This window comes from Pseudomonas sp. 1L-E-NC-VB-C3 (assembly GCF_057291535.1).
Genome location: NZ_JBXAWD010000002.1, coordinates 123,800 through 147,552, shown reverse-complemented (window position 1 = coordinate 147,552; position 23,753 = coordinate 123,800). Strand labels below are relative to the sequence as shown.

27 protein-coding genes, 1 tRNA gene and 1 pseudogene are annotated in these 23,753 nt (G+C 59.8%); 22 read left to right on the top strand and 7 right to left on the bottom strand.

The genetic code is table 11. The features are described 5' to 3' along the window. The first annotated feature begins 39 nt into the window (after positions 1–39). The 4 genes from AC0Z5Z_RS04105 (at position 40) to ada (ending at position 2,362) form a co-directional block, all read left to right on the top strand. The gene (locus tag AC0Z5Z_RS04105) at positions 40–342 is read left to right on the top strand and encodes a DUF1883 domain-containing protein (RefSeq protein ID WP_007912251.1); all 303 of its coding nucleotides are present in this window, start codon (positions 40–42) and stop codon (positions 340–342) included. Between the two features lie 28 nt (positions 343–370). Beyond that, positions 371–541, top strand: a complete 171-nt coding sequence (locus AC0Z5Z_RS04100) for a hypothetical protein (RefSeq protein WP_016774926.1) — start codon at positions 371–373, stop codon at positions 539–541. Positions 542–548: 7 nt separating this feature from the next. After that, complete coding sequence (alkB, locus tag AC0Z5Z_RS04095) at positions 549–1,220, top strand: DNA oxidative demethylase AlkB (protein WP_485610726.1); 672 nt, start codon at positions 549–551, stop codon at positions 1,218–1,220. Between the two features lie 80 nt (positions 1,221–1,300). Continuing rightward, positions 1,301–2,362, top strand: coding sequence for a bifunctional DNA-binding transcriptional regulator/O6-methylguanine-DNA methyltransferase Ada (ada, locus tag AC0Z5Z_RS04090; protein WP_485610725.1), 1,062 nt, complete (start codon positions 1,301–1,303; stop codon positions 2,360–2,362). Here ada and acuI read toward each other — a convergent pair. Next, complete coding sequence (acuI, locus tag AC0Z5Z_RS04085; protein ID WP_310216300.1) at positions 2,352–3,335, bottom strand: acrylyl-CoA reductase (NADPH); 984 nt, start codon at positions 3,333–3,335, stop codon at positions 2,352–2,354. The two genes, ada and acuI, sit on opposite strands and share 11 nt — an antisense overlap. 206 nt (positions 3,336–3,541) lie before the next feature. Here acuI and AC0Z5Z_RS04080 point away from each other — a divergent pair, with 206 nt between their 5' ends. From AC0Z5Z_RS04080 to AC0Z5Z_RS04035, 10 genes and pseudogenes are all read left to right on the top strand, one after another. Further along, the gene (locus AC0Z5Z_RS04080) at positions 3,542–4,606 is read left to right on the top strand and encodes an NAD(P)H-dependent flavin oxidoreductase (RefSeq protein ID WP_056789622.1); all 1,065 of its coding nucleotides are present in this window, start codon (positions 3,542–3,544) and stop codon (positions 4,604–4,606) included. A gap of 133 nt (positions 4,607–4,739) precedes the next feature. Beyond that, positions 4,740–5,507: a molybdate ABC transporter substrate-binding protein gene (gene modA / locus AC0Z5Z_RS04075; RefSeq protein WP_485610724.1), complete on the top strand. Its 768-nt coding sequence runs from the start codon at positions 4,740–4,742 to the stop codon at positions 5,505–5,507. After that, the gene (modB, locus tag AC0Z5Z_RS04070) at positions 5,508–6,188 is read left to right on the top strand and encodes a molybdate ABC transporter permease subunit (RefSeq protein ID WP_122611386.1); all 681 of its coding nucleotides are present in this window, start codon (positions 5,508–5,510) and stop codon (positions 6,186–6,188) included. 3 nt (positions 6,189–6,191) lie between these two features. Continuing rightward, complete coding sequence (modC, locus tag AC0Z5Z_RS04065) at positions 6,192–7,271, top strand: molybdenum ABC transporter ATP-binding protein (protein ID WP_485610723.1); 1,080 nt, start codon at positions 6,192–6,194, stop codon at positions 7,269–7,271. Between the two features lie 71 nt (positions 7,272–7,342). Next, positions 7,343–8,380 carry a DNA topoisomerase IB gene (locus tag AC0Z5Z_RS04060; protein ID WP_095180151.1) on the top strand — a complete coding sequence of 346 codons (1,038 nt, stop codon included), beginning with the start codon at positions 7,343–7,345 and terminating at the stop codon, positions 8,378–8,380. 161 nt (positions 8,381–8,541) lie between these two features. Next, entirely contained in the window at positions 8,542–8,772 is a 231-nt protein-coding gene (locus AC0Z5Z_RS04055; RefSeq protein WP_076562638.1) for a hypothetical protein, read from the top strand. A 309-nt stretch (positions 8,773–9,081) separates the two neighbouring features. Continuing rightward, positions 9,082–9,198, top strand: a pseudogene (locus AC0Z5Z_RS04050) (con-10 family general stress protein); the annotation flags it as partial. Positions 9,199–9,574: 376 nt separating this feature from the next. After that, the gene (locus AC0Z5Z_RS04045; RefSeq protein ID WP_041480149.1) at positions 9,575–10,126 is read left to right on the top strand and encodes an ATP-dependent Clp protease proteolytic subunit; all 552 of its coding nucleotides are present in this window, start codon (positions 9,575–9,577) and stop codon (positions 10,124–10,126) included. 232 nt (positions 10,127–10,358) lie between these two features. Next, entirely contained in the window at positions 10,359–10,616 is a 258-nt protein-coding gene (locus tag AC0Z5Z_RS04040) for a DUF6555 family protein (protein WP_041480147.1), read from the top strand. Continuing rightward, complete coding sequence (locus AC0Z5Z_RS04035) at positions 10,613–10,864, top strand: hypothetical protein (protein ID WP_095180153.1); 252 nt, start codon at positions 10,613–10,615, stop codon at positions 10,862–10,864. Before AC0Z5Z_RS04040 ends, AC0Z5Z_RS04035 begins: the two co-directional genes overlap by 4 nt. Before the next feature lie 12 nt (positions 10,865–10,876). On the opposite strand, the gene AC0Z5Z_RS04030 is transcribed toward AC0Z5Z_RS04035, so the two are convergent. Continuing rightward, positions 10,877–11,290 (bottom strand): cupin domain-containing protein, encoded by a 414-nt coding sequence (locus tag AC0Z5Z_RS04030; protein WP_056789598.1) that lies wholly within the window; start codon positions 11,288–11,290, stop codon positions 10,877–10,879. 215 nt (positions 11,291–11,505) lie between these two features. Here AC0Z5Z_RS04030 and AC0Z5Z_RS04025 point away from each other — a divergent pair, with 215 nt between their 5' ends. Beyond that, on the top strand, positions 11,506–11,886 hold the full coding sequence (locus tag AC0Z5Z_RS04025) for a RidA family protein (protein ID WP_056789594.1): 381 nt from the start codon (positions 11,506–11,508) through the stop codon (positions 11,884–11,886). Positions 11,887–12,051: 165 nt separating this feature from the next. Here AC0Z5Z_RS04025 and AC0Z5Z_RS04020 read toward each other — a convergent pair whose 3' ends face one another. Beyond that, complete coding sequence (locus AC0Z5Z_RS04020) at positions 12,052–12,528, bottom strand: hypothetical protein (RefSeq protein WP_095180154.1); 477 nt, start codon at positions 12,526–12,528, stop codon at positions 12,052–12,054. 224 nt (positions 12,529–12,752) lie between these two features. On the opposite strand from AC0Z5Z_RS04020, the gene AC0Z5Z_RS04015 reads away from it, so the two are divergent. Next, positions 12,753–14,741 (top strand): peptidase U32 family protein, encoded by a 1,989-nt coding sequence (locus AC0Z5Z_RS04015; protein ID WP_150740958.1) that lies wholly within the window; start codon positions 12,753–12,755, stop codon positions 14,739–14,741. 113 nt (positions 14,742–14,854) lie between these two features. Here AC0Z5Z_RS04015 and AC0Z5Z_RS04010 read toward each other — a convergent pair. Continuing rightward, a tRNA-Gln gene (locus AC0Z5Z_RS04010) sits at positions 14,855–14,929 on the bottom strand. A gap of 307 nt (positions 14,930–15,236) precedes the next feature. Here AC0Z5Z_RS04010 and AC0Z5Z_RS04005 point away from each other — a divergent pair. After that, the gene (locus tag AC0Z5Z_RS04005; RefSeq protein ID WP_056789584.1) at positions 15,237–16,271 is read left to right on the top strand and encodes an alpha/beta fold hydrolase; all 1,035 of its coding nucleotides are present in this window, start codon (positions 15,237–15,239) and stop codon (positions 16,269–16,271) included. A gap of 219 nt (positions 16,272–16,490) precedes the next feature. On the opposite strand, the gene AC0Z5Z_RS04000 is transcribed toward AC0Z5Z_RS04005, so the two are convergent. The 3 genes from AC0Z5Z_RS04000 to AC0Z5Z_RS03990 form a co-directional block, all read right to left on the bottom strand. Then, positions 16,491–17,501, bottom strand: coding sequence for a GlxA family transcriptional regulator (locus AC0Z5Z_RS04000; RefSeq protein ID WP_191636952.1), 1,011 nt, complete (start codon positions 17,499–17,501; stop codon positions 16,491–16,493). Between the two features lie 115 nt (positions 17,502–17,616). Continuing rightward, positions 17,617–18,777, bottom strand: a complete 1,161-nt coding sequence (locus AC0Z5Z_RS03995; RefSeq protein ID WP_150635122.1) for a radical SAM protein — start codon at positions 18,775–18,777, stop codon at positions 17,617–17,619. A 118-nt stretch (positions 18,778–18,895) separates the two neighbouring features. Beyond that, on the bottom strand, positions 18,896–19,789 hold the full coding sequence (locus AC0Z5Z_RS03990; protein ID WP_056789579.1) for a LysR family transcriptional regulator: 894 nt from the start codon (positions 19,787–19,789) through the stop codon (positions 18,896–18,898). 113 nt (positions 19,790–19,902) lie between these two features. On the opposite strand from AC0Z5Z_RS03990, the gene AC0Z5Z_RS03985 reads away from it, so the two are divergent. The 5 genes from AC0Z5Z_RS03985 (at position 19,903) to phnE (ending at position 23,701) form a co-directional block, all read left to right on the top strand. Then, complete coding sequence (locus tag AC0Z5Z_RS03985; RefSeq protein ID WP_252886310.1) at positions 19,903–20,301, top strand: RidA family protein; 399 nt, start codon at positions 19,903–19,905, stop codon at positions 20,299–20,301. A gap of 157 nt (positions 20,302–20,458) precedes the next feature. Continuing rightward, positions 20,459–21,322, top strand: coding sequence for a putative selenate ABC transporter substrate-binding protein (locus tag AC0Z5Z_RS03980; RefSeq protein WP_041480134.1), 864 nt, complete (start codon positions 20,459–20,461; stop codon positions 21,320–21,322). Further along, positions 21,319–22,116 (top strand): phosphonate ABC transporter ATP-binding protein, encoded by a 798-nt coding sequence (locus AC0Z5Z_RS03975; RefSeq protein WP_056789573.1) that lies wholly within the window; start codon positions 21,319–21,321, stop codon positions 22,114–22,116. Before AC0Z5Z_RS03980 ends, AC0Z5Z_RS03975 begins: the two co-directional genes overlap by 4 nt. After that, a complete protein-coding gene (locus AC0Z5Z_RS03970) occupies positions 22,110–22,937 on the top strand; it encodes a PhnE/PtxC family ABC transporter permease (protein WP_150635119.1) in 828 nt (275 codons plus the stop codon). The genes AC0Z5Z_RS03975 and AC0Z5Z_RS03970 overlap by 7 nt, the downstream gene beginning before the upstream one ends. Beyond that, positions 22,934–23,701 carry a phosphonate ABC transporter, permease protein PhnE gene (phnE, locus tag AC0Z5Z_RS03965; RefSeq protein ID WP_056789567.1) on the top strand — a complete coding sequence of 256 codons (768 nt, stop codon included), beginning with the start codon at positions 22,934–22,936 and terminating at the stop codon, positions 23,699–23,701. The genes AC0Z5Z_RS03970 and phnE overlap by 4 nt, the downstream gene beginning before the upstream one ends. Positions 23,702–23,753 lie beyond the last annotated feature (52 nt).

Below are 23,753 nucleotides of genomic sequence, written 5' to 3'. Positions count from 1 at the left end.
CGTTTTGATTTAGTAGAAAAAGCCCTTCTGGAGGCGCCCATGAAATTCATTCACCAGCGCGAGCACCTCAACGAAGACGACATCGTCGTCATTCAATGCTCGCAGATGTGCAACATCCGTTTGATGAACGACGCCAACTTCCGCAGCTTCAAAAACGGCGGCCGTCACACCTATCACGGCGGCGCGTTCGACACGTTCCCGGCACGCATCACCGCACCGAGCACCGGCTTCTGGAACATCACCATCGACACCGTCAACCGCCGCGCAATCAGCGTGACGCGCAAGCCGACGCTGACCCACTCGATCAAGATCATCCGTCGCTCCAGCACTAAACTGAGCTGAGACGCGCAGCCTATTCTGCAAGGGAAACATGACCGTGGCGCAAAAAACCAAATACGTGATCAAGTACAAACTGGACGGTGAACAGCGTTTCGAATTCGCTGAACTGGAAACCGGCACTGACGAGGAAGCGAAAGCGGCGCTGAAGAAAATGCACGCTGACGAAGAACTCAGTGACATCAAGGTCAGCAAAGCGCTGTAACCGAGTCATGCAACCGACCACGTTTGACCTGTTCGCCGACAACGAACCCGTACAGCAGCCCCGCGCCGAGCAGATCGGCGAACAATCGTGGGTGCTGCGCGGATTCGCCTTGCCACAGGTCGAGCAACTGCTGACCGAGCTCGACGCCATTCTTGCCGCCGCCCCGCTACGCCACATGGTCACGCCCGGCGGTTTCAGCATGTCGGTCGGCACCAGCAGTTGCGGACAGCTGGGTTGGATCACCGATCGCAGCGGTTACCGTTATTCCAGCGTCGATCCACTCAGCGGCTTGCCGTGGCCGTCGATGCCGGCGGCGTTTGCCGATCTGGCGCACGAGGCGGCGGAACGCGCCGGGTTTACGGATTTTCAAGCCGACTCCTGCCTGATCAACCAGTACGTCCCCGGCGCCAAGATGTCGCTGCATCAGGACAAAGACGAAAAAGGTTATGCCGCGCCCATCGTTTCGCTGTCGCTAGGTTTGCCGGCAATGTTTCTGTTCGGCGGCTTCGAACGCAGCGATAAAACCCAGCGTATTCCGCTGTTGCATGGCGACATGGTGGTCTGGGGCGGCGTGGACCGCCTGCGCTATCACGGCGTGCTGCCAATCAAACCTGGCCGTCACCCGCTCTTGGGCGAGCGGCGCATCAACATCACCTTCCGCGTCGCGGGCGCTCAATAAAAGTTTGACCGCAAGGCGCGGAGTGTTGCGGGTTACGATGCTGGTTAACCTGAATCAAACAGGTCAACGGATTCCCTCTCATGGACAAGCTTTCGAAGACAATCAGCATTGAACACGATCCCCGCTGGGCCGCTGTGGTGGCGCGCGATCCGCGTGCCGACGGGCAATTTGTCTATGCGGTCAAAACCACTGGCATCTATTGCCGGCCGAGCAGTCTGGCGCGCCTGCCGAAACCGCAGAACGTCGAGTTTTTCGACACCGCCGAACTGGCCGAAGCTGCCGGATACCGGCCGAGCAAACGCGCCAGCAAGGACCAGAATGACGCGCAACATGCGGCGATCATCGCAGCAGCCTGCCGGCAGATCGAAGCGTGCGAGACATTGCCCGCGCTCGACAGCCTCGCCGCCACCGCTGGCCTCAGCCCTTTTCATTTCCACCGGCTATTCAAAGCCGCGACCGGCCTGACGCCCAAGGCTTACGCCACGGCGCATCGCTCACGCAAACTGCGTGCGCGCCTGGCGGACGGCGGCTCGGTGACCGACGCGCTGTATGACGCTGGCTTCAATTCCAACAGCCGCTTTTACGAATCAGCCCATCAACTGCTGGGCATGAAGCCCACCGATTACCGCGCCGCCGGGCAGAACAACGACATTCGCTTTGCCGTTGGCCAATGCTCGCTGGGGGCGATTCTGGTGGCGCAAAGCGAACGTGGGATCTGCGCGATTCTGCTCGGCGACGATCCGCATCAGCTGGTCTGCAACCTGCAGGATCAGTTTCGCAAGGCCAACCTGATCGGCGCCGACCGCGAATTTGAACAGTTGATCGCCAGCGTCGTCGGCTTTGTCGAAGCGCCCGCGACGGGCCTGAAATTGCCGCTGGATATACGCGGCACAGCGTTTCAGGAGCGCGTCTGGCAGGCGCTGCGCGAGATCCCGCCAGGCAGCACGGCCAGTTACGCCGAGATCGCGCAACGCATCGGCGCGCCGACTTCGATGCGTGCGGTGGCCCAGGCTTGCGGGGCCAACCGTTTGGCGGTGGCGATTCCCTGCCACCGCGTGGTGCGCAGTGACGGCAATCTTTCCGGCTACCGCTGGGGCGTCGAGCGCAAACGCCAACTGCTTGAGCGCGAACTCAACGATTGACGTCGACCACCACCCTGCCCCGCAGTTGCCCGGCGAGTAATCTGGGCGCGGCCTCAAGGGCTTCGCTCAAGCTGATTTCGTGACTGATCAATTGCAATAACGAGAAATCCAGATCCTTGGCCAGTCGGCCCCAGGCCTCGATACGGCGCGCCTTGGGCTGGGTCACGCTGTTGATCCCGGCCAGCGTTACGCCGCGCAGAATGAACGGTGCTACCGAGGCCAGGAAATCCATGCCTTGCGCCAACCCGCATGCCGCGACCACGCCTTCCGAGCGTGTGCTGGCGCAAGCATTCGCCAGCGTATGACTACCGACCGAATCGACCACCGCCGCCCAGCGCTCTTTCGCCAACGGCTTGCCCGGTTCGGACAAGGTGGCTCGATCGATGATGTCGGCAGCACCCAATTGCTGCAGGTATTCATGCTCGGACACCCGTCCGGTGGATGCCACCACGCGGTATCCCAACTTGCTGAGCAAGGCGATGGCAAAGCTGCCGACCCCGCCATTGGCGCCGGTGACCAGCACTTCGCCGTGATCCGGTGTCAGGCCATGGCGCTCCAGCGCCAGAATGCACAGCATTGCCGTGTAACCTGCGGTGCCGATGGCCATGGCTTGCGCCGGGGTGAAAGCTTCGGGCAGTGGAATCAGCCAGTCACCGTTGAGCCGAGCCTTTTGCGCCAGTCCGCCCCAGTGGCTTTCACCGACGCCCCAACCGTTGAGCAGCACCCGATCGCCCGCCTTGAAATCGGCATGCGAACTGGACTCGACAGTCCCCGCCAGGTCGATCCCCGGTACCATGGGAAACTTGCGCACCACCGGGCTGCTGCCGGTGATCGCCAGGCCATCTTTGAAATTCAGGGTGCTGTACGCGACGTTCACGCTGACGTTGCCTTCGGGCAGTTGCTGCTCATCGATTTGCTGCAGATTGGCGCGATAACCGCTGTCGTCTTTGTCGATCAGAATGGCATTGAACATGACGGCCCCTCGAAAATAATGGGAAGAAAGCGTGCCCTGAAATAACACATCGCAACACATTGCCACACTCGACTTTCGCTAAGCCACCCGCACCGACGCTGAAAAACTGCACGTAATGTTCAGAATTTCAGACTGGCCCCGCAGCCGGTTTTGCTGCTAAAACCGCTTGCCGTCCCTGCCCGTTTCATCGTTCGGAGAATTGCTTTATGAGCCAGTGGCCAGACACCCGTATCCTTGATCTTCTCGGTATCGAACTGCCGATCATCCAAGGCCCGATGGCCGGTGCGACCAATTCTTCGATGGTGATTGCCGTGTGCAATGCCGGCGGCCTCGGTTCAATGCCGGCAGCGATGCTGAGCATCGAGCAACTGCGCGAAGAACTGAAGACGATTCGCCAGCACACCACCAAGCCGTTCAACGTCAATTTCTTCTGCCATCAGCCACCGGCGCCTGATGAGCAGCGAGCCCGGGACTGGAAAAATCTGCTCGAACCTTACTACCGCGAACTCGGTGCCGATTTCGAGGCGCCGACGCCGGTGTCCAACCGTGCTCCTTTCGACGAGACTGCGTGTGCCGTGCTCGAAGAATTCCGCCCCGAAGTGGTGAGTTTTCATTTCGGGTTGCCGGAGAAAAATCTGCTTGATCGGGTCAAGGCAACCGGGGCGAAAATCCTTTCGTCTGCGACTACGGTCGAAGAAGCGATCTGGCTGGAGCAACACGGCTGCGATGCGATCATCGCCATGGGTTATGAGGCGGGCGGGCATCGCGGGATGTTTCTCAGCGATGATCTGAGCAGCCAGGTCGGCACCTTTGCACTGGTGCCGCAGGTGGTCGACGCGGTGAAGGTGCCGGTGATTGCGGCTGGTGCGATTAGCGATGCCCGAGGCGTAGCAGCCGCGTTGATGCTCGGCGCCTCGGCGGTGCAAGTCGGCACGGCGTTTCTGTTTACCCCGGAGGCGAAGGTCAGCGCCTCGCACCACAAGGCCCTGCGCACCGCCAAGGAAAGCGAGACCGCCATCACCAACATTTTCACCGGACGTCCGGCGCGGGGCATTGTCAATCGGGCGATGCGCGAACTCGGCCCGATGTCAGCGCAAGCGCCAGCCTTCCCGTTGGCCGGCGGTGCGCTGATGCCGCTGCGGGCCAAGGATGACGCCGATTTTGCCAATCTGTGGGCCGGTCAGGCGCTGACGTTGGGCAAGGATATCGGCAGCGCTGAACTGACCCGGCAACTCGCCGAGGGCGCATTGGCGAAACTCAACCGTCATTGAATTTACGCGGCGAGCGGATTTATTCCCTCGCCACTTGGCGGCATATCGCTATATATTTCCGTATACAGCGATTGCGCCCGTGTATCGGCGTTATCCAAAGCAAAGCATTCAATGCCGATCACGGAGCCTTTACATGACACTTGCTGCCACACGCCTCGCCCCTGCCTGTCTCGCCTCATTCCTCGCATTTTTCAGCATCGGTGCCGCGCAGGCTGACGAAGTGCAAGTGGCGGTCGCCGCCAATTTCACCGCGCCAATCCAGGCCATCGCTGCCGACTTCGAAAAAGACACCGGGCACAAACTGGTCGCCGCCTATGGTGCAACCGGCCAGTTCTACACCCAGATCAAAAACGGCGCGCCCTTCCAAGTGTTTCTCGCCGCTGACGACAGCACCCCGGCAAAGCTCGAGCAGGAAGGCGAAGCCGTCAAAGGCTCGCGCTTCACCTACGCCATTGGCACGCTGGCGCTGTGGTCGGCAAAAGAAGGTTATGTGGATGCACAGGGTGACGTGCTGAAAACCAACCAATACCAGCACTTGTCCATCGCCAACCCGAAAGCCGCGCCATACGGTCTCGCCGCCACCCAGGTGCTGGAAAAACTTCAGTTGAGCGAAGCCACGAAAAGCAAAATCGTCGAAGGCCAGAACATTACTCAGGCCTACCAGTTCGTCTCCACCGGCAACGCCGAACTGGGCTTTGTGGCGCTGTCGCAAATCTTCAAGAACGGCAAAATCAGCAGCGGCTCGGCATGGATTGTTCCGGCCACCCTGCATGATCCGATCAAACAGGACGCGGTGATCTTGAACAAAGGCAAGGACAGCGCTGCTGCCAAGGCCCTGGTCGATTATCTCAAAGGGCCGAAAGCCGCTGCGGTGATCAAGTCCTTCGGATATGAACTGTAAATGTCGCTGACCAGTGCCGACTTCGCCGCGATCTGGCTGACCCTGAAACTGGCGTCGCTGACCACCGTGATCCTGCTGGTGATCGGCACACCGATCGCGTTATGGCTGTCGCGCACCTCGTCTTGGTTGCGCGGCCCGATTGGCGCCATCGTCGCCCTGCCGCTGGTGCTGCCGCCGACGGTGATCGGCTTTTATCTGTTGCTGGCGCTGGGGCCGCACGGTTTTCTCGGCCAGTTCACTCAATGGCTGGGGCTGGGCACGCTGACGTTCAGTTTCACCGGGCTGGTCATCGGCTCGGTGATCTACTCCATGCCGTTCGTGGTGCAACCGCTGCAAAACGCTTTCTCGGCAATCGGCACCCGCCCGCTGGAAGTCGCCGCGACGTTGCGCGCCAATCCCTGGGACACGTTCTTCAGCGTGATCCTGCCGCTGGCGCGCCCCGGTTTCATCACCGCAGCGATCCTCGGTTTTGCCCACACCGTCGGTGAATTCGGCGTGGTGCTGATGATCGGCGGCAACATTCCCGACAAGACCCGCGTGGTCTCCGTGCAAATCTACGACCACGTCGAAGCACTGGAATATGCCCAAGCGCACTGGCTGTCCGCGGCGATGCTGGTGTTCTCGTTTCTGGTGTTGCTGGCGCTGTATTCCAGCCGCAAAACCCGCGCAGGCTGGAGCTGATCGATGATAGATGTACGCCTGAAACGCACTTATCCGGGGTTCGAACTGGATGTTGATCTGCAAGTGCCGGGCCGGGGCGTCACCGCGCTGTTTGGCGATTCCGGCTCCGGCAAAACCACCTGCCTGCGCTGCATCGCCGGGCTGGAGCGCGCCGAGCAGGGTTTTGTGCAGATCAACGACGAGGTCTGGCAGGACAGTGCCAATGGCATCTTCGTCCCGCCGCATAAACGTGCGCTTGGCTACGTGTTTCAGGAAGCCAGCCTGTTCCCGCATCTGTCGGTGCTGGCCAATCTGGAGTTTGGTCTCAAACGCATCGCCAAGTCGCAACGCCGGGTCGATATCAACCAAGCGACCGAACTGCTCGGCATCGGCCATTTGCTCGAGCGCCATCCGCAGCATCTGTCCGGCGGCGAGCGGCAGCGCGTCGGCATCGCCCGCGCCCTGCTGACCAGCCCGAAACTGCTGCTGATGGACGAACCACTGGCGGCTCTCGACAGCCGGCGCAAGAGCGAAATCCTCCCATACCTGCAACGCCTGCATGACGAACTGGATATTCCGCTGCTGTACGTCAGCCATGCCCAGGATGAAGTCGCGCGTCTGGCCGATCATCTGGTGTTGCTGAGCGATGGCAAAACCCTCGCCAGCGGCCCGATCGGCGAGACCCTGGCGCGTCTGGATCTGCCTTTGGCGCTGGGCGATGACGCCGGGGTGATCATCGAAGGTCAGGTCAGCGCCTACGACGCCACCTATCAATTGCTTAGCCTGCAACTGCCGGCCACGGACATGAATATTCGCGTCACCCATGCGCACATGGCCGTGGGTCAGGCCCTGCGCTGCAAGGTGCACGCCCGCGACATCAGCCTGGCGCTGAACAATGATGCGGCCAGCAGCATTCTCAATCGTCTGCCCGTTACCGTCATCAGCGAACAGGCCGCTGACAACAGTGCCCATGTGCTGATCCGCCTCGATGCCGGCGGCACGCCGCTGCTGGCGCGGATCACCCGCTTCTCGCGTGACCAATTGGGCGTGCACCCGGGCCAGCGGCTGTGGGCGCAGATCAAGGCGGTGGCGGTGCTCGCGTAAATCATTCGGCACGACGGCCAGCGCCTGCGGTCAATCAGTTACAGACTGCCGTATGACCGAAGGAAACCGCCATGCCCGATACCGTGCTGACAGATGCCCTGCCCGCCGATCTGCATTACGTCGATGACACTCAGCCTGGTATCACCCGGAAAAAACTGCGCGGCAAGTTCGTCTATTTCGAACCGTCGGGCCAGCGCATCACCGACCCGGACGAAATCAAACGCATCAACGCCCTCGCGGTGCCGCCGGCTTACACCGATGTGTGGATCTGCGCCGACCCGCGCGGTCATCTGCAAGCCACCGGCCGCGATGCGCGCGGGCGCAAGCAGTACCGTTATCACGCGCGCTGGCGCGAAGTGCGCGACGCCGACAAATACTCGCGCCTTCGCGAATTCGGCCTGGCCCTGCCCAAACTGCGGCGCCAGCTTGAGGCGCTGCTCGACGCCCCGGGCTTCAGCCGCGACAAGGTCATGGCCACGGTCATCACCTTGCTCGACGCCACGCTGATCCGCGTCGGCAATACCCAATATGCGCGGGACAATCGCTCTTATGGCCTGACCACGTTGCGCAGTCGGCATGTCGAGGTCAACGGCAGCGCGATCCTGTTCCAGTTCCGTGGCAAGAGCGGCATCGAGCACCAGATCACCGTCAAGGATCGGCGTCTGGCGCGAATCATCAAGCGCTGCCTGGAGATTCCCGGGCAAAACCTGTTTCAGTACCTTGATGAACACGGCGAACGGCACACTGTCACCTCCTCCGACGTAAACGCCTATCTGCAAAAGCTCACCGGCGCTGAATTCACCGCCAAGGACTACCGCACCTGGGCGGGCAGCGCATTGGCTTTGGCAGTGCTGCGCGAGCTGCAGCATGAGTCGGAAACCGAGGCCAAGCGCCATGTGGTCGAAGCCGTGAAGAACGTCGCCAAACAGCTGGGCAACACGCCAGCGGTGTGCCGCAAATGCTACATCCACCCTGCGGTGCTCGAACATTTCATGCTCGGCGCGCTCGCCGAACTGCCCCGCCCGAGAGTGCGCAAAGGCCTGCGCGCTGAGGAAGTAGCCTTGGCGATGTTTCTCGAGCGGATGTGTGAGGTGAGCGAGGCGTCCTGAGTCGCACAAACCCCCTGCAGGCTCACTCCTACAAGATTTGCCGATGAGCTGAGCCGGGTATTTTTTGCACGATCGCGCAGGGCTTCTATAGTTGATCTGAAGGTTCGCGCCATGCGGGCTTTTTGTTGCAACTCAGCCGTTTCAGCGAACGGAGGTGTTTCATGTCCGAGAAAGAGTCCATCACCACCCTCCTCACCCTGCTCGACGCCCGCCAGGCGCGCCTGGCAGCCGCCTGCAAAGAGATCGCCGACTGGGTTGATCATCAAGGCGGGCATCCGACAGCACTGCGCATCCGCGATCGACTGCACGACATCGAGAAAGATACGCCGCTGATTCGCGATACGCTTTCGACGCTCAAGCCAATTGATCGGCCGTTGCCACGATTCAGATAGTCGAGGTTCAATTAACTTCAACAACCGGCTCGGCATCGGTGTAAGTGTTTTTCTTTATTATCCAATGCGATTGAGCGTAGCCCTTTTAGTTATATGTGCACTACTGGCCGATACAAGTTGAAAGTGCAGGCACCGCTCATCGGATCAATTAAAAAAAATCAAAACACCGTGAACCGATATGTAATCGAAGTAGGTGTCCATGACGAAAACGGACATCACTAGCGAAACGTTAATAGATATCGGAGAGCTATCATGACCACCGGAAATAAAAATACAGGTAACGCCGGCAACGATCGTGACAAGATGCAAGAGTCCGGAAAAAAAGGCGGACAGTCTGGCGGCAACTTCGCCAACGATCGTGAAAAAGCATCCGAGGCTGGTCGCAAAGGCGGACAATCCAGCCACAGTGGAGGTCGCAAGTCGTAAATGAGCGGTACAAGGGCAGCCTCGCTGCCCTTGTAATATTCGACGGAGCGCATAGATGACCACCTCCACACATACTCCTCCAAGCCAGTTACACCAACGCGAAGGCGCTGAAGTTGTACAAGAAGCGACGCGCAGCTCTCCGGAGAAACTGCCGGACGACGCTGGGTCTTCGTGCATTGAAAGAAAACCTGGCCACCCGCAGCACAGCGATCGTGCACAACATGAATGTTACGAGCGCAGGCAGTTGAACGTTGACTCTGAAAACTCTCGAGAAACGCAAACGACGCCAACGTACGAACGCTGCTCCTGACTGACGGGCACCAGTCCTTGCGCAAAGAGCCCGTTCGCAGAGCCCCGGCCCGTCGAGGAAATTGCCATGCCTGTTCACGTGATTAACTTTACCGGCCCGATCAATGCTTCAACCTGCGGTCAGCTGATTGACAGAGCCTCGCGTGCGGTAAAGGAAGATGCACCCAGGTTGATTCTGAACATCGCTACCATGGGTGGCGAATGCAGTTACGGTTTCACGATGTACAACTTTCTGATGGCGCTGCCCGTCCCGGTACACACGCATAACCTGGGAACGGTCGAGTCGATGGGCAATATCGTTTTCCTCGCCGGCCAGCGCCGCACTGCGTGCACTCATAGCAAGTTTCTGTTTCACCCTTTTCATTGGCACTTGCAGGGAGCGGTTGATCATTCGCGCATGTCGGAATATGCCATGAGCCTGGATTACGACTTGCATCTGTACGCGCAGATTGTCGCCGAGCGTACCAGTAACGGGAAAAATGCGTTGGAGACAGAAAAATACCTGACAGCGGCTCCGCGCATTATCAATCCTGAAGAAGCTTTGCATGCAGGTCTGATCACAGCGGTTGAAGACACCGAGATTCACGCAGACTTTGTCTGCTCATGCATTTACTCCTGAAGCCCCTCCTGAATAACGCGCCGTTTTAGATGCGTTTCATTCTAGTGAGATCGCCACTCTCAGCAGCGACATTACAAGATCATGTAGTGCATTGGCGCATCAACTTGTACACGCCCCAACGGCCGGTATAACGCAAAACAAGCGGCGTATGCCGGTCATCCCAGCCAAAAGAATTTTCTCTGAATTATTTATTTCGCCAGACATCCCTCTTTTTAACAGCCGGAGGAAATGTATGAGCGCAGTGGACTTGTACGTGATCGAGTACCTGTTACATGGAAAGCCCAGGTCATTCGTCATTCGCACAAAAAACATGAACAACGCCGAAGCGTGGCAGTGGGCAAGTTGCGACGCAGGAATCGCGCCCATCCCGCGCCCCGGTCGGCCTCCGTTGAAACGTTTTTCCAAACCAATGGCGGAACGCTTCGGCGTAACCGAGGTGCAATGGCGCGAGTCGGTGCCTCTGGTGTGGGAGGAGGATCACGCAAAATGAATGAGCGCACGTTGAAATTCGGTTTCGGCCGATCGTGGGATGACGAGATGGCAGAAAACGCCGCGATGTTCCGCGAGGCCGACCTGCTGGAAGAGGCGGCCTACAGAATCATTGAGCATGACGCCGACAGCCCTGAGTCTTGGGCTCGCTTCAGCGAAGCAAAAGCCTTGGCCGACGCCAAGCGAACGGCGGCCTATCAGGATTGGATGCGCATCAAGCGCGCAATGAGCAAGCCGCGCTCGAAATAGCAGCCTGGCAGGTCATGGTTTGAGGATCAGCAGCGGCTCGCCTTTCGGCACGACGTAAGTGGCCAGTTCCACGCCCTTTTCGCTGCCAATGTTTTTCGCCACATGCGCCACGCCCGCCGGAATGAACAACGAATCACCGGCCTTGAGTATTACCGGCGCCCGCCCTTCGAGCTGATACTCGAACGTGCCGCTGATGACATAGGCCACTTCCACGCCGGGATGAGCATGCCGAGGCGAGGTGACGCCAGCGTCGAAATCGATACGCGCCTGAATCACCTCGCGATTGTCAGCGCCGAGATCCTGGCGAACCAGATCAGTACGGCTCAGACCTTTCTGCCAGCTCGTCGCCGGCGCATCTGCCGCATGGGCGAAACCGGCAAGGGAGGCGAAGACAACGGCAGAAGCCAGAAACAGTGGACGGTACATGGTGGTGCCCTCTTGAACGTAGTGTTGGTGTGAGGGCTACTTTGGGCTCGGCATGTAAGGCGGATGTGTCTCGAAAGCGCAGTTTGGTGTTGCCGTGTGTATCCGCTGAGGGCTGATACACGCTTATACAAACGTGTCGCGGTCCCCGTCCGGGCCATGGTGGGAAAGAATCTGTAAACTGCCGCAATCTTCATTCACCCAAACAAGAGATGCCCATGGCCAATCAAGACATCATCTTCACGCCTGATCCGGACACCGATTCGATTTCTTCCGACGTCGCCACCTTTGGCGGGATCATGGTCTCGACGCAAATCCCGACCCGCGCCGATGGCAGCCTGGAACTCGGCGGCATCACCGAGCAAAGCGAGTGCACGCTGCAAGCGCTGAAAGTCGCCTTGGAACGTGCTGGCAGTTCGATGGACCGGGTGCTGCACCTGACCATTTACCTCACCGACATGGCTGATCGCGCGGCGTTCAATGAAGTGTACAAACGCTATTTCGCCAAGCCTTGGCCAGTGCGGGCAGCGGTGGGCGTCGCCTCGCTGGCGGTTGAAGGGATGCGTGTGGAGGTGACGGCGATGGCGGCCAAGGGCTGATTTGCGGAAATACTGCGTAGGCTGCCGCCACGATTCCGGTTGCGGCGTACGCAGTGAAAATGCTTAAGGGCGCGCGCCAAACACAGCAGCCACCAGGATGCGGCCGTTTGGCATGCGCTGGCTCGCTCGTTGAGCGAATTGGCGTCAACGGTCTATTCACAAAACTTAAAGGGGACCGCTAGCTATAACAAACAGTTTACCTTCTGATACCCGGTATGTTTGCCCGCGGTGCTCGATTTCAAAATTGAATGTTGCCGTAATCGAATCGATGCCTTCTTCGTGTTTGCGAGCAAACTCTATTGTTCCTGTTTTCGCATATAAGATTTCATGCGACATAGTCATCAATCCCGCGACAGGGCTTCCGAACCCGCCAATTTCATGCGTACCGTCCGTAAGGGAGCGATCTATCACAAATGAAATGATCTCACCCACCTCGTCCGTAAAATATTGACCAATAACGCTAAACGTCTCTTTTGTGCCGAAATAAAGATGCCGAGTAGCGGAGAATATTGGCTTGCCTATGCCCGGATGATCGGGTGACACGACCGCTTTGTAATACACTTCGGCCGTCTTGCGAGGACGCGGTTTAAACGACGCGAAATCCGAGATACCAATCGTCGCGAAGGCGTTATTACCTTTCATGATATTAATCTCCAATGTCTTGCGTGATATAGGCCAGAGCGACTTTCCCGCTCCCACCTGATGTTCACGCTTTGGACGCGGACGGACAACTGACAGTCTTTACAGTTATGCATTGCCTCGTATTGTGCTAGGTCCTTCGTACCTGATATCGGCACGCTGATGCCGCCCAAGTGTTTCACAGGTACAATGCGCCCCTTGCCCGTGACCGCCTGACTAAAAAAACTATGTCCTTGCCCAAGCATCACCTGGAATTGCTCAGCCCTGCCCGCGATGTCGCCATTGCCCGCGAGGCCATCCTGCATGGCGCTGACGCCGTGTACATCGGCGGCCCGAGCTTCGGCGCACGCCACAACGCCTGCAACGAAGTCAGCGAAATCGCCGAACTGGTCGAGTTCGCCCGCCGTTACCACGCACGCATCTTCACCACCATCAACACCATCCTGCACGACAACGAGCTGGAGCCGGCGCGCAAGCTGATCCATCAGTTGTACGACGCCGGCGTCGATGCGCTGATCGTTCAGGATCTGGGCGTAATGGAGCTGGACATTCCGCCGATCGAGCTGCACGCCTCGACCCAGACCGACATCCGCACCCTCGAGCGAGCGAAGTTCCTCGATCAGGCCGGTTTCTCGCAGTTGGTGTTGGCCCGTGAGCTGAACCTGCAGGAAATCCGCGCCATCGCCGATGAAACCGACGCGGCCATCGAATTCTTCATCCACGGCGCGCTGTGCGTGGCCTTCTCCGGCCAGTGCAATATTTCCCACGCGCAGACCGGCCGCAGCGCCAACCGGGGCGACTGCTCCCAGGCTTGCCGCTTGCCGTACACCTTGAAAGACGAAAAGGGTGGCGTGATCGCTTACGAAAAGCACCTGCTGTCGATGAAAGACAACAACCAGAGCGCCAACATCCGCGCGCTGGTCGAAGCAGGCGTGCGTTCGTTCAAGATCGAAGGTCGCTACAAGGACATGGGCTATGTGAAGAACATCACCGCCTATTACCGCCAGCGTCTGGACGACGTGCTCGAAGACCGCCCTGACCTGGCCCGCGCCTCCAGCGGCCGGACGGTGCATTTCTTCCTGCCCGACCCGGAAAAGACCTTCCACCGTGGCAGCACCGATTACTTCGTGACCGATCGCAAGATCGACATCGGCGCCTTCGATTCGCCAACCTTCACCGGGCTGCCGGTCGGCACGGTGGAAAAAGTCGGCAAGCGTGACATGCAGGTTGTCACTCACGAGCCGCTGTCCAACGGCGACGGCCTGAACGTGCTGGTCAAGCGCGAAGTGGTCGGTTTCCGCGCCAACATCGCCGAGGCCAAAGGCGAGTTCGAAGAAGACGGCGAGAAGCGCTACCGCTACCGCGTCGAGCCGAACGAAATGCCCGAGGGCCTGTTCAAGCTGCGTCCGAGCCACCCGCTCAATCGCAACCTCGATCACAACTGGCAGCAGGCGTTGCAGAAAACTTCTTCGGAACGTCGCGTGGCCCTGAGCTGGTTCGCTCGTCTGCGTGAAGAACAGCTGGAAGTGACCGCGACCAGCGAAGAAGGCATCAGCGCCAGCGTCACCCTCAACGGGCCGTTCGGCGTTGCCAACAAGCCGGAGCAGGCGCTGGAGCAACTGCGCGACCTGCTTGGTCAGCTCGGCACCACGCAGTACCACGCCACCGACGTCAAGCTGGATGCGCCGCAAGCGTTCTTCATTCCCAACTCGCAGCTCAAGTCGCTGCGTCGCGAAGTGATCGAAGCGCTGACTGCGGCGCGTGTCGCCGCGCATCCGCGTGGCAGCCGCAAGGCCGAAACCACGCCGCCGCCGGTGTACCCGGATTCGCACCTGACCTTCCTCGCCAACGTCTACAATCAGAAGGCCCGCGACTTCTACCACCGTCACGGCGTCAAGCTGATCGACGCGGCGTACGAAGCTCACGAAGAGCCAGGCGAGGTGCCGGTGATGATCACCAAGCACTGCCTGCGTTTCTCCTTCAACCTGTGCCCGAAACAGGCCAAAGGCGTGACCGGCGTGCGCACCAAGGTCGCGCCGATGCAGTTGATCCACGGCGATGAAGTGCTGACGTTGAAGTTCGATTGCAAGCCGTGCGAGATGCACATCATCGGCAAGATGAAAGGCCACATTCTGAACCTGCCGCAGCCGGGCAGCGTGGTCGGCCACATCAGCCCTGAAGACCTGATGAAAACCATCCCGCGCGCACCGCACTGAGTGACCGGCGTGCGCGGTGCTTCGGCATCGCGCACGCATGCCTGGCTCGAGCGCGGTAAATCGCAGGCATAAAAAAACGCCAACTTCTTGCGAAGTTGGCGTTTTTTCGTAGATGGCAGGGGCGGCTGGATTCGAACCAACGCATGGCAGGATCAAAACCTGCTGCCTTACCGCTTGGCGACGCCCCTGTAGCTCTGATCAGCGGCTCCGTTAGGATCGCTGTGAGAACGGGCCGCAATTTAACAACATTCATTTCATTTGGGAAGCCCGAAATAAAATTTTTTTTGTTTTAAAACAGCGACTTATTATTTTCGCGCGAAAACTCACCGTTTCATCGCCATGTATCACACTGTGTACGCGCCCCGCTGCTACACAACCCAATGCAAAAACGCTCTCTGGCGACACAGAGCAGATACCTCGCCACGCTTCAATGCACCCAGGGTTTCAAGGGTTCATCCAGCCCCTTGGCCACAGGCTCGCAAAGGAGACGTCAGCATGAAACAGGCTCTGCACACCTCTAAAATCACCGCCGCGCTCGGCTTGTCAGTCCTGGCGCTGTCACTGTTCGGCGCCGTCGGCAGCGCTCAGGCGCAAACCACAGAACCGGCCGCCGTCAGCTATTCCGCGCCCTCGCCCTTCGGCCCGCTGAAGCACATCAAGGCTGGCTTGCTCGACGTGGCCTACGCCGAAACCGGCCCCGCTGATGGCCCAGTGGTGATTCTGCTGCACGGCTGGCCCTACGACATTCACAGCTACGACGATGTCGCACCACTGCTGGCGGCCAAGGGTTATCGCGTGTTGATGCCGTATGCGCGGGGTTATGGCGACACGCAGTTCCTGTCCAAAAACACCCTGCGCAACGGCCAACCGGCGGCGCTGGCCAGCGACGTGATCGACTTCATGGATGCGCTGAAGATCAAGCAAGCAGTGCTTGGCGGCTACGACTGGGGCGCGCGTTCGGCGGACATCGTCGCAGCATTGTGGCCGGAGCGCGTCAAGGCGTTGGTGGCGGTCAGCGGCTACCTGATCGGCAATCAGGCCGCCGGGCAAAACCCGCTGCCGCCGAAAGCCGAATTGCAGTGGTGGTACCAGTTCTACTTCGCCACCGAACGCGGCCGTGCCGGCTATGAAAAGAACACCCACGACTTCGCCAAACTGATCTGGCAGCTGGCTTCGCCGCAGTGGAAGTTCGACGACGCCACTTTCGACCGCAGCGCCCAAGCGTTGCAGAACCCCGATCACGTCGAAATCACCGTGTTCAACTACCGCTGGCGGCTGGGCCTGGTGCAGGGCGAGGCGAAATATGCCGCGCTGGAAGAAAAATTGGCTACTGCGCCTTCGATCAGCGTGCCGACGATTACCCTGGAAGGCGACGCCAATGGTGCGCCACATCCCAAGCCTGAGGACTATGCCAAGCGTTTTACCGGGAAATATCAGTTCCGGTTGATTGAGGGTGGGGTTGGGCACAATTTGCCCCAGGAAAGCCCGGCGGCGTTTGCGCAAGCTGTAATCGATGCTGATCGTCTCTGACAGACCCGCCCTCAATACCCCTCACCCTAGCCCTCTCCCGGAGGGAGAGGGAACTGATTGGGGGATATTCGAGATTTACGCCGACCTGAAAGCGCTGTATTGAATCCAAAGTCGACGTCCATCTTTCAGGTCGATGTACAGCGCAAGATACCTCGGTCGGCTCCCTCTCCCTCTGGGAGAGGGCTGGGGTGAGGGTTTTTGGGGATTGCACCGGTCGATCTATTTAACTAGCCGTTTTTCCTTCGAAGGCCGATAACCAAAATACGAGCTGTAGCACTTGCTGAAATGGCTCGGTGAAACGAAACCACACGCCACCAGCACTTCCACCTGCGACAGCTCGGTATGTTGCAGCAGGCGCCGTGCTTCGGTGATGCGCAGTTCCAGGTAATAGCGCTGCGGCGTGGTGCCCAGTTGTTCCTTGAACAAGCGCTCGAGCTGGCGCCGCGAGCGGCCGGCGTAGACCGCCAATTGTTCCAGCTCCAACGGTTCTTCGAGGTTGGCGTCCATCAGCTTGATCACTTCCCGCAACGGCGCGCTGACGCAGATGTTTTCATCCGGTTTGATCCGCCGGTAGCGCGATTCCTCAAACGCCAGAATGTCCTCGACACCCTCGACCAGCGCCTTGCCGTGCAGGCTTTTGATCCAGTCCAGCGCCATGTGGAAAGCCCCCGATGGGCTCGACGCGGTGAGACGGTCGCGGTCGATCACATAAGGCTCGCTGCTGACGTGCGTAGCCTTGGCAATTTCCGTCAACGCGGGGCGATGTTCCGGGTGAATCGCGCAACGGTAGCCGTCGAGCAACCCGGCACGCCCGAGAAACCACGAACCATTCCACAACCCGGCCAGACTGACGCCCCGCTCCGCCGCCAGTTTGAGCAAGTGCACAAACCCATCGCTCGCTCGCAGTTCAGTGCGATAACCGCCGCAGACCACCAGCAGATCCAATTCCTCGAGCGCTGCTGAGTCCAGACGCGCATCGGGGCGGATCACCAGCCCCAGGTCGCTGATGACCTCGCCCTCACCCAGCCCGAAGGTGCGCGAGGTAAACAGCCCCGGGCGCAACAGATTGGTAGTCACCACGGCGTCCAGCGTCTGCGTAAAGGCCGGTAGCGAAAAGTGTTCGAGCAGCAGAAAACCGGTGCGCGTCAACTGCGCGTTATCGCTTTGCTCATTCAGATAGCGGAGGTTTTTCCCCTTCATGCCTCCGCTGAATTGGCGTCGTTCGGTCAAGTTTCAATCCATCGGTCACATTGTTGTGCGCCGATAGTTGGCCGGAACCGGTAAAGAGTCAATCACGTCATCAGGCCACACCTTCAAACAACCCATGGCCGTCGCCCCGGGTATCTCAAACGATCGTATTCAACCCCGCCCCGAGCCGACCTTCGAGGCGCCCAAACAGGACGTAGTGTTGATAGCCACTGGAGAAGGCGCCTGTGGCGATTGCAGTCTTTACGTCGGCATTGAGGCGCAAATATTGCTCCTCATCGAAGTGCTCGGCGCTGACTTCACCTGTACGGCCCAGACGTTCGCTATCGATCGGCTGTTCGAGAATCGTGCGTCGTTGAAAGTCGATGATGCGATTGACCGCATGACTTTCCAGCGGCCCCTTGTTGGGCGATGCGGAGTAGATGTGCAGACCGTTCTTCGCGCAGCGGTTGCACAAGTCCACGCAGTTCTTTTGCGTGGATTTGCGACTCATCAATTCCTGTACCGGCATGTCCAGATACTTGCCGACGCTGTATTCCGCCTGATTGAAAATCGTGCAGCACAGCACGGTATTGCCATTGCAATCGAGTACCAGCCAATCATCTTTCAGGGTGCACGCCTGTTTGGGGTATTGCTTGACCAGATTGACCAGGTCTGCATACGGTGGCAACGCCAGGCGCTTGAGGGTTTCCCGGTCCGTGTCGGTGACCGAGGCATCGTCTTCGACGATAGCGAAGGTTTTTTCCAGCGGCATCATCACCGAGTAGCCGGTGGAGAAATTGAAACCCAGGCGCTCGCTGAACTCGCGCATCAGCCCCTCTTCTTCGAGGTTATCCAGATAGCGGTGGTAATAGACCTCGATAAGCGTATTCAGGCCGTGACGCTGCTTGAGGTCATGCAGCTTGATCATGTTCTGCTTGACCACTTCGATGTCGCCGCCGACATGCCCTTGGCGGTAGGTGTCCTGGTGGAACCCGGACAGGGAGACACGGAAGAACCAGGGATTGGCGAGCATCGCGCTTTCAATGTTCTTGGCCAGGTTCAGGTTGGAGCTGATGCCGCTTTGCAAACCTGCAGCGTTAATGATTTCGACGAACTCACCGATGCGCGGGTGAATCAACGGCTCGGTCCAGTTGTACAAAAAGATCGCCTTGACCCCTTCACGCCGTGCCTTGTCGACAATCTGCGTGAACATCTCGAGCTGCATGGCTTTCTTGAAATTGGCATTTTCCGAATTACCCATCGGGCATGACGGGCAGCTCAGATTGCAGGCGCCGACGATATCGATGTACATATTCATTACGCGCATAGCTCCTTGGGTCGAACGTGCGCCTCTCATCACGAGCACGTTCGGGTCGCCGGGTTGGTTGTTTTTCTGACGACCTGCCTTCACGTAAAGCAATAAGCGCACCAGAGCCCTACGCCATTAACGCCACAATCCAGTCGATAAATACCCGCAATTTCAAGCTGACATGCCGGTTCGGCGGATACGCGACGTAAAGCGGCATGCTTTCCAGGCGCCAGCCCTCAAACAACGGCACGAGCTCGCCGCGCGCGACATGCGCATCGGCCATATACGTCGGCAACCACAACACCCCCATGCCCGCCAGTCCCGCCGCTAGATAGGCATTGCCGTCATCTACCGCAAGCACATGCCGGCCCTTGATCTGCAAGCGCTCGGTGCCGTTGTGCAACGTGTACGGAAGAGGTTTACCAGTGCGAGCCCAAAGAAACGCGACCACCCGATGATGGGAGTCTTCCAGTTCGCGTGGATGGTCGGGCGTACCTTCGCGAGCCAGATAAGCCGGCGCGGCAAATACCCCCAATGGCAGATCGGCGAGCTTGCGCGCCATCAGCGATTGATCGAGCAATTCGCCGCCGCGCACCACGCAATCGACGTTCTCATCGATGATGTCGACGATGCGGTCGCTGACGCCCATGTCGATCTGGATGTCCGGGTAGCGCGCATGAAACTCCGGCAACGCCGGCACCAGAATGTGCCGCGCGAACGGGCTCGGCACGTCGATGCGCAAGCGCCCCCGTGGCCGTGCGGCGGCACCGGGCAGGCTGGTTTCGGCGTCGTCCATGTCGGCCAGCAACTTGATCACCCGCTCGTAATACGCCGCACCATCGGCGGTGACGTTGACCTTGCGCGTAGTGCGATTGAGCAGCTTGACCCGCAGCCGCGCCTCCAGCTGCTGCACCAGTTGCGTCACCGTGGTCTTGCTCATGTGCAGGGTTTCGGCAGCTTTGGTGAAACTGCCCGCCTCGACCACCCGGGCAAAGGCCTGCATCGCATCGAACCGGTCCATCCGCGCCCCTCGATTGTTTGGAATTTGCAAACAGTGAACGCCAAGCTTGCGCGTTTATCCAGCAGCTGCAAACACCTAAAGTCACCCCATCAACCACTGATGGAGTCAGCCCCATGTCCAAGCGCGATGTAGTTTTTCCACCTGCCCGCCACGCCCTGTATGAACGTCACCGTTACTCGCCGGCGATTCGCTCCAACGGTTTCCTGTTTGTCTCCGGACAAGTCGGCAGCCGTGAGGATGGCTCGCCCGAGGCCAATCTGCGCGATCAGGTGCGCACCGCCTTCCACAACCTCAACGCGATCCTCGCTGCGGCCGGTTGCAGCTTCGATGATGCGGTGGATGTCACCGTGTTCATGGTCGATCCGCACTCGACGTTCGAAACGATCTGGACTGTGGTGCCGGAGTTTTGGGGCGAAGCGCCGTTTCCGACCATCACCGCTGTCGGCGTGACCTGGCTGGCGGGTTTCGATTTTGAAATCAAGGTGATTGCCAAACTGCCGGAAGCGGCTTGACCGCAACCGTACACAAACAGACACACCGCGCCGGCACGGAGGCTGGCCAATCTCCTCGCGAATGCGTATAACCTCGCCGTTTCGTCTACCCTGACGTGGCGCGCCGCCCGGTAGCGGCTGCCCTTCGAATGTTGACGCTTACGAAACGGAGAATTCTATGTTCAAGCGTACCCTCGCCCTCACCGCCGGTCTGGCGCTGTCCTTTTCTGCCCTGATGACGCAAGCCGCTGATGTCCTGCGCGTCAGCGCGATTCCCGACGAAGCCCCGACCGAGCTGCTGCGCAAGTTCGAACCACTGGGCGCTTATCTTGAACAGCAACTGGGCATGAAGGTGCAGTTTGTGCCTGTCGCCGACTACCCGGCGGTGGTTGAAGCGCTGGCCACCGATCGCCTCGACATGGCCTGGCTCGGCGGTTTCACTTTTGTGCAGGCACGTTTGAAGACCGACGCCACTACACCGGTGATCCCGCTGGTGCAGCGCGAACAGGATGCGCAGTTCACCAGCAAATTCATCACCGCCGACCCGAACGTGAAAAGCCTCGCCGACCTGAAGGGCAAGACCTTCGCCTTCGGTTCGGTGTCGTCCACCTCGGGCAGTCTGATGCCGCGTTACTTCATGCTGAAGAACGACGGCATCAAGCCTGAAGGCTATTTCAGCCGTGTCGCCTACTCCGGCGCGCATGACGCCACCGTTGCCTGGGTGCAGGCCGGCAAGGTCGACGCTGGTGTGTTGAACGCCAGCGTCTGGCAGAAACTGGTCGACGCCGGCAAGGTCGACACCAACAAGGTCAAAGTCTTCGCCACCACCCCTACCTACTTCGATTACAACTGGACCGTGCGCGGCACCCTTGATCCGAAGCTGGCCGCGAAGATCAAGCAAGCCTTCCTTGACCTCGACCCGGCCAATCCTGAGCAGAAGAAGATCCTCGATCTGCAGGCCGCCAGTCGCTTCATCGAGACCAAGCCCGAGAACTACAAGGGCATCGAGGAAGCCGCCCGCGCCGCCGAACTGCTGAAATGACCCTACGCCTCACCCAGGGCAGCCTGCGCCATGCCAATGGCGTCGATGCCCTTCGTAACATCGACGTGCAGATTGGCGCTGGCGAACAGGTCGCAATCATCGGCCCGTCCGGCGCTGGCAAGTCGAGCCTGCTCAATCTGCTGGCCACCGCGCTCAAGCCCAGCAGTGGCGACATCGAAGTGCTTGGCGAACGCGCCTGGCACTTGTCGGCGCACCAGCGGCAGCGCCTGCGTGCGCGCATCGGCCTGGTGCATCAGGCGCCGCCGATTCCGCCGCGTCAGCGGGTGATCACAGCGGTGCTGGCCGGCAAGCTCGGTCAGTGGAGTCTGGGCAAAAGTCTGCTGAACCTGCTGCATCCGCTGGATGTGGCGGGCGCTCGCGCGGCGTTGGCGCGGCTGGATCTGGGCGACAAACTCTTCGCCCATTGCCAGCAGTTGTCCGGCGGGCAGTTGCAGCGCGTCGGCATTGCGCGGGTGCTGTATCAGGCGCCGGAAATATTGCTCGCCGACGAGCCAGTGTCAGCGATGGACCCGGTGCTTGCCGGCCACACGCTGTCGATCCTGTCGCGCCACGCCCGTGAGCACAACGTCACGCTGGTGGCGAGCCTGCACGCGGTGGACCTGGCGCTGGCGCACTTTCCACGGATCATCGGCCTGCGCGACGGGCAGATTCTTTTTGATTGCCCATCCGATCAGGTCAGCCGCGACAAGCTCGATGCGCTGTACGCCAATGAACAACTGCAATCGCCTGCGCCGGCGGTCGCGCCTTTGATTGTGCAGATTCCGCGATGCTGAAAGCCGATTCACGGGACCCGGCGGCGTGGCCGCGATTGTTGCTGACGCTGCTGGCGCTGGCTTTGCTGTGGCCGGGCATTCAGCTCAGCGAACTGGACTTGGGCGTGCTGTTTCAGGCCGATAGCCAGAACGAAATGGGCCGTTTTGTTTCGGCATTCTGGCCGCCGGCGCACGATCAGGCGTTCCTGCAACTGTTGCTCAAAGCCACCCTGCAAACCCTGGCGATTGCCACAGCGGGAATGGCCCTGGCGTTGCTGCTGGCAGTGCCGGCAAGCCTGATCGCCAGTCGCGCGTTGTCGCTCTCGGCGGCGTCACGGGGCGGCGTGCCGAGCCTGCCCGGGCGCTTGCTGCGCTGGCCGGTACGCGGCTTGCTGATCTTTTTGCGCAGCGTGCCGGAGATCGTCTGGGCGCTGTTGTTCGTGCGCGCGGTCGGCCTCGGCCCGGCGGCTGGCGTGTTGGCCATCGCCATCACCTACAGCGGCATGCTCGGCAAGGTCTACGCAGAAATTTTCGAATCCACCGACCAACGCCCGGCGCACGCATTGTTGCAGGCCGGCAGCGGTCGACTGGCGGCGTTTGCCTACGGCACGCTGCCGAATGTCGCCGCCGAACTGCTCTCGTACACGGTGTATCGCTGGGAGTGCGCGATCCGTGCCTCGGTGGTGATGGGCTTTGTTGGTGCCGGTGGGCTGGGGCAACAGATCGACTTGTCGATCCGCATGTTTGCCGGCGGTGAAGTCGCCAGCATGTTGCTGACGTTCCTGCTGCTGGTGCTGTGCGCCGATCAACTCAGCCGCCTGCTGCGCTGGAGGCTGGCATGAGGCGCCTGATCAACCTGCTGCTGCTCGCCGCCATTGCGGTCGCGGTGGTCGCCTCTTTTGCCTATCTGGAACTGGATCTCGCCGAACTCGGCAGCGCCAACAGCCTCAAGCAGATGGGCAGTTATGTGCAGCGTTTTCTAAGTCCCGACTTGAGCGCCGGCTACCTGAAAGCCATCGCCCACGGTTCGCTGGAAACCCTGGCCATGTCCGCGTTGGGCACCCTGCTTGCGGCACTGATCGGCATCGTCCTCGCGCTGCCCGCTGCCGGGCGTTTCGGCTGGCCGCTGCAAAGTGCGGCGCGCCTGCTGCTCAACGGCTTGCGGGCGATTCCAGAGCTGGTTTGGGCGGCGCTGATGGTGCTTGCCGCCGGTCTCGGACCGAACGCCGGCACCCTCGCCCTTGCCCTGCACACCACTGGGGTGCTCGGTCGGCTATTTGCCGAAGCATTGGAAAACACTCCGCCACAACCGGCCGAGGCGATCCGTTTGCAGGGCGGCAATCCGATCCTCGCGTTCTGCTACGGCACCCTGCCTAACCTTGCCCCGCAACTGCTCGCCTACTGCCTGTATCGCTGGGAAAACAACATCCGCATGGCCAGCGTGCTGGGCTTTGTCGGTGCTGGCGGCCTGGGCCAGATGCTGTATGTCAGCTTGAGTCTGTTCCAGGAAGCCCAGGCCAGTACGGTGATTCTGGCGATGCTGTTGCTGGTGTTTCTGGTCGATTGGTTGAGCGCCTGGAGCCGGCAGCGTTGGGTCAAAGCGTAGGCCGAGTGGATATCTGGCAAAAGCTGATTATGCTTCAGGAAACCTTGCAGCC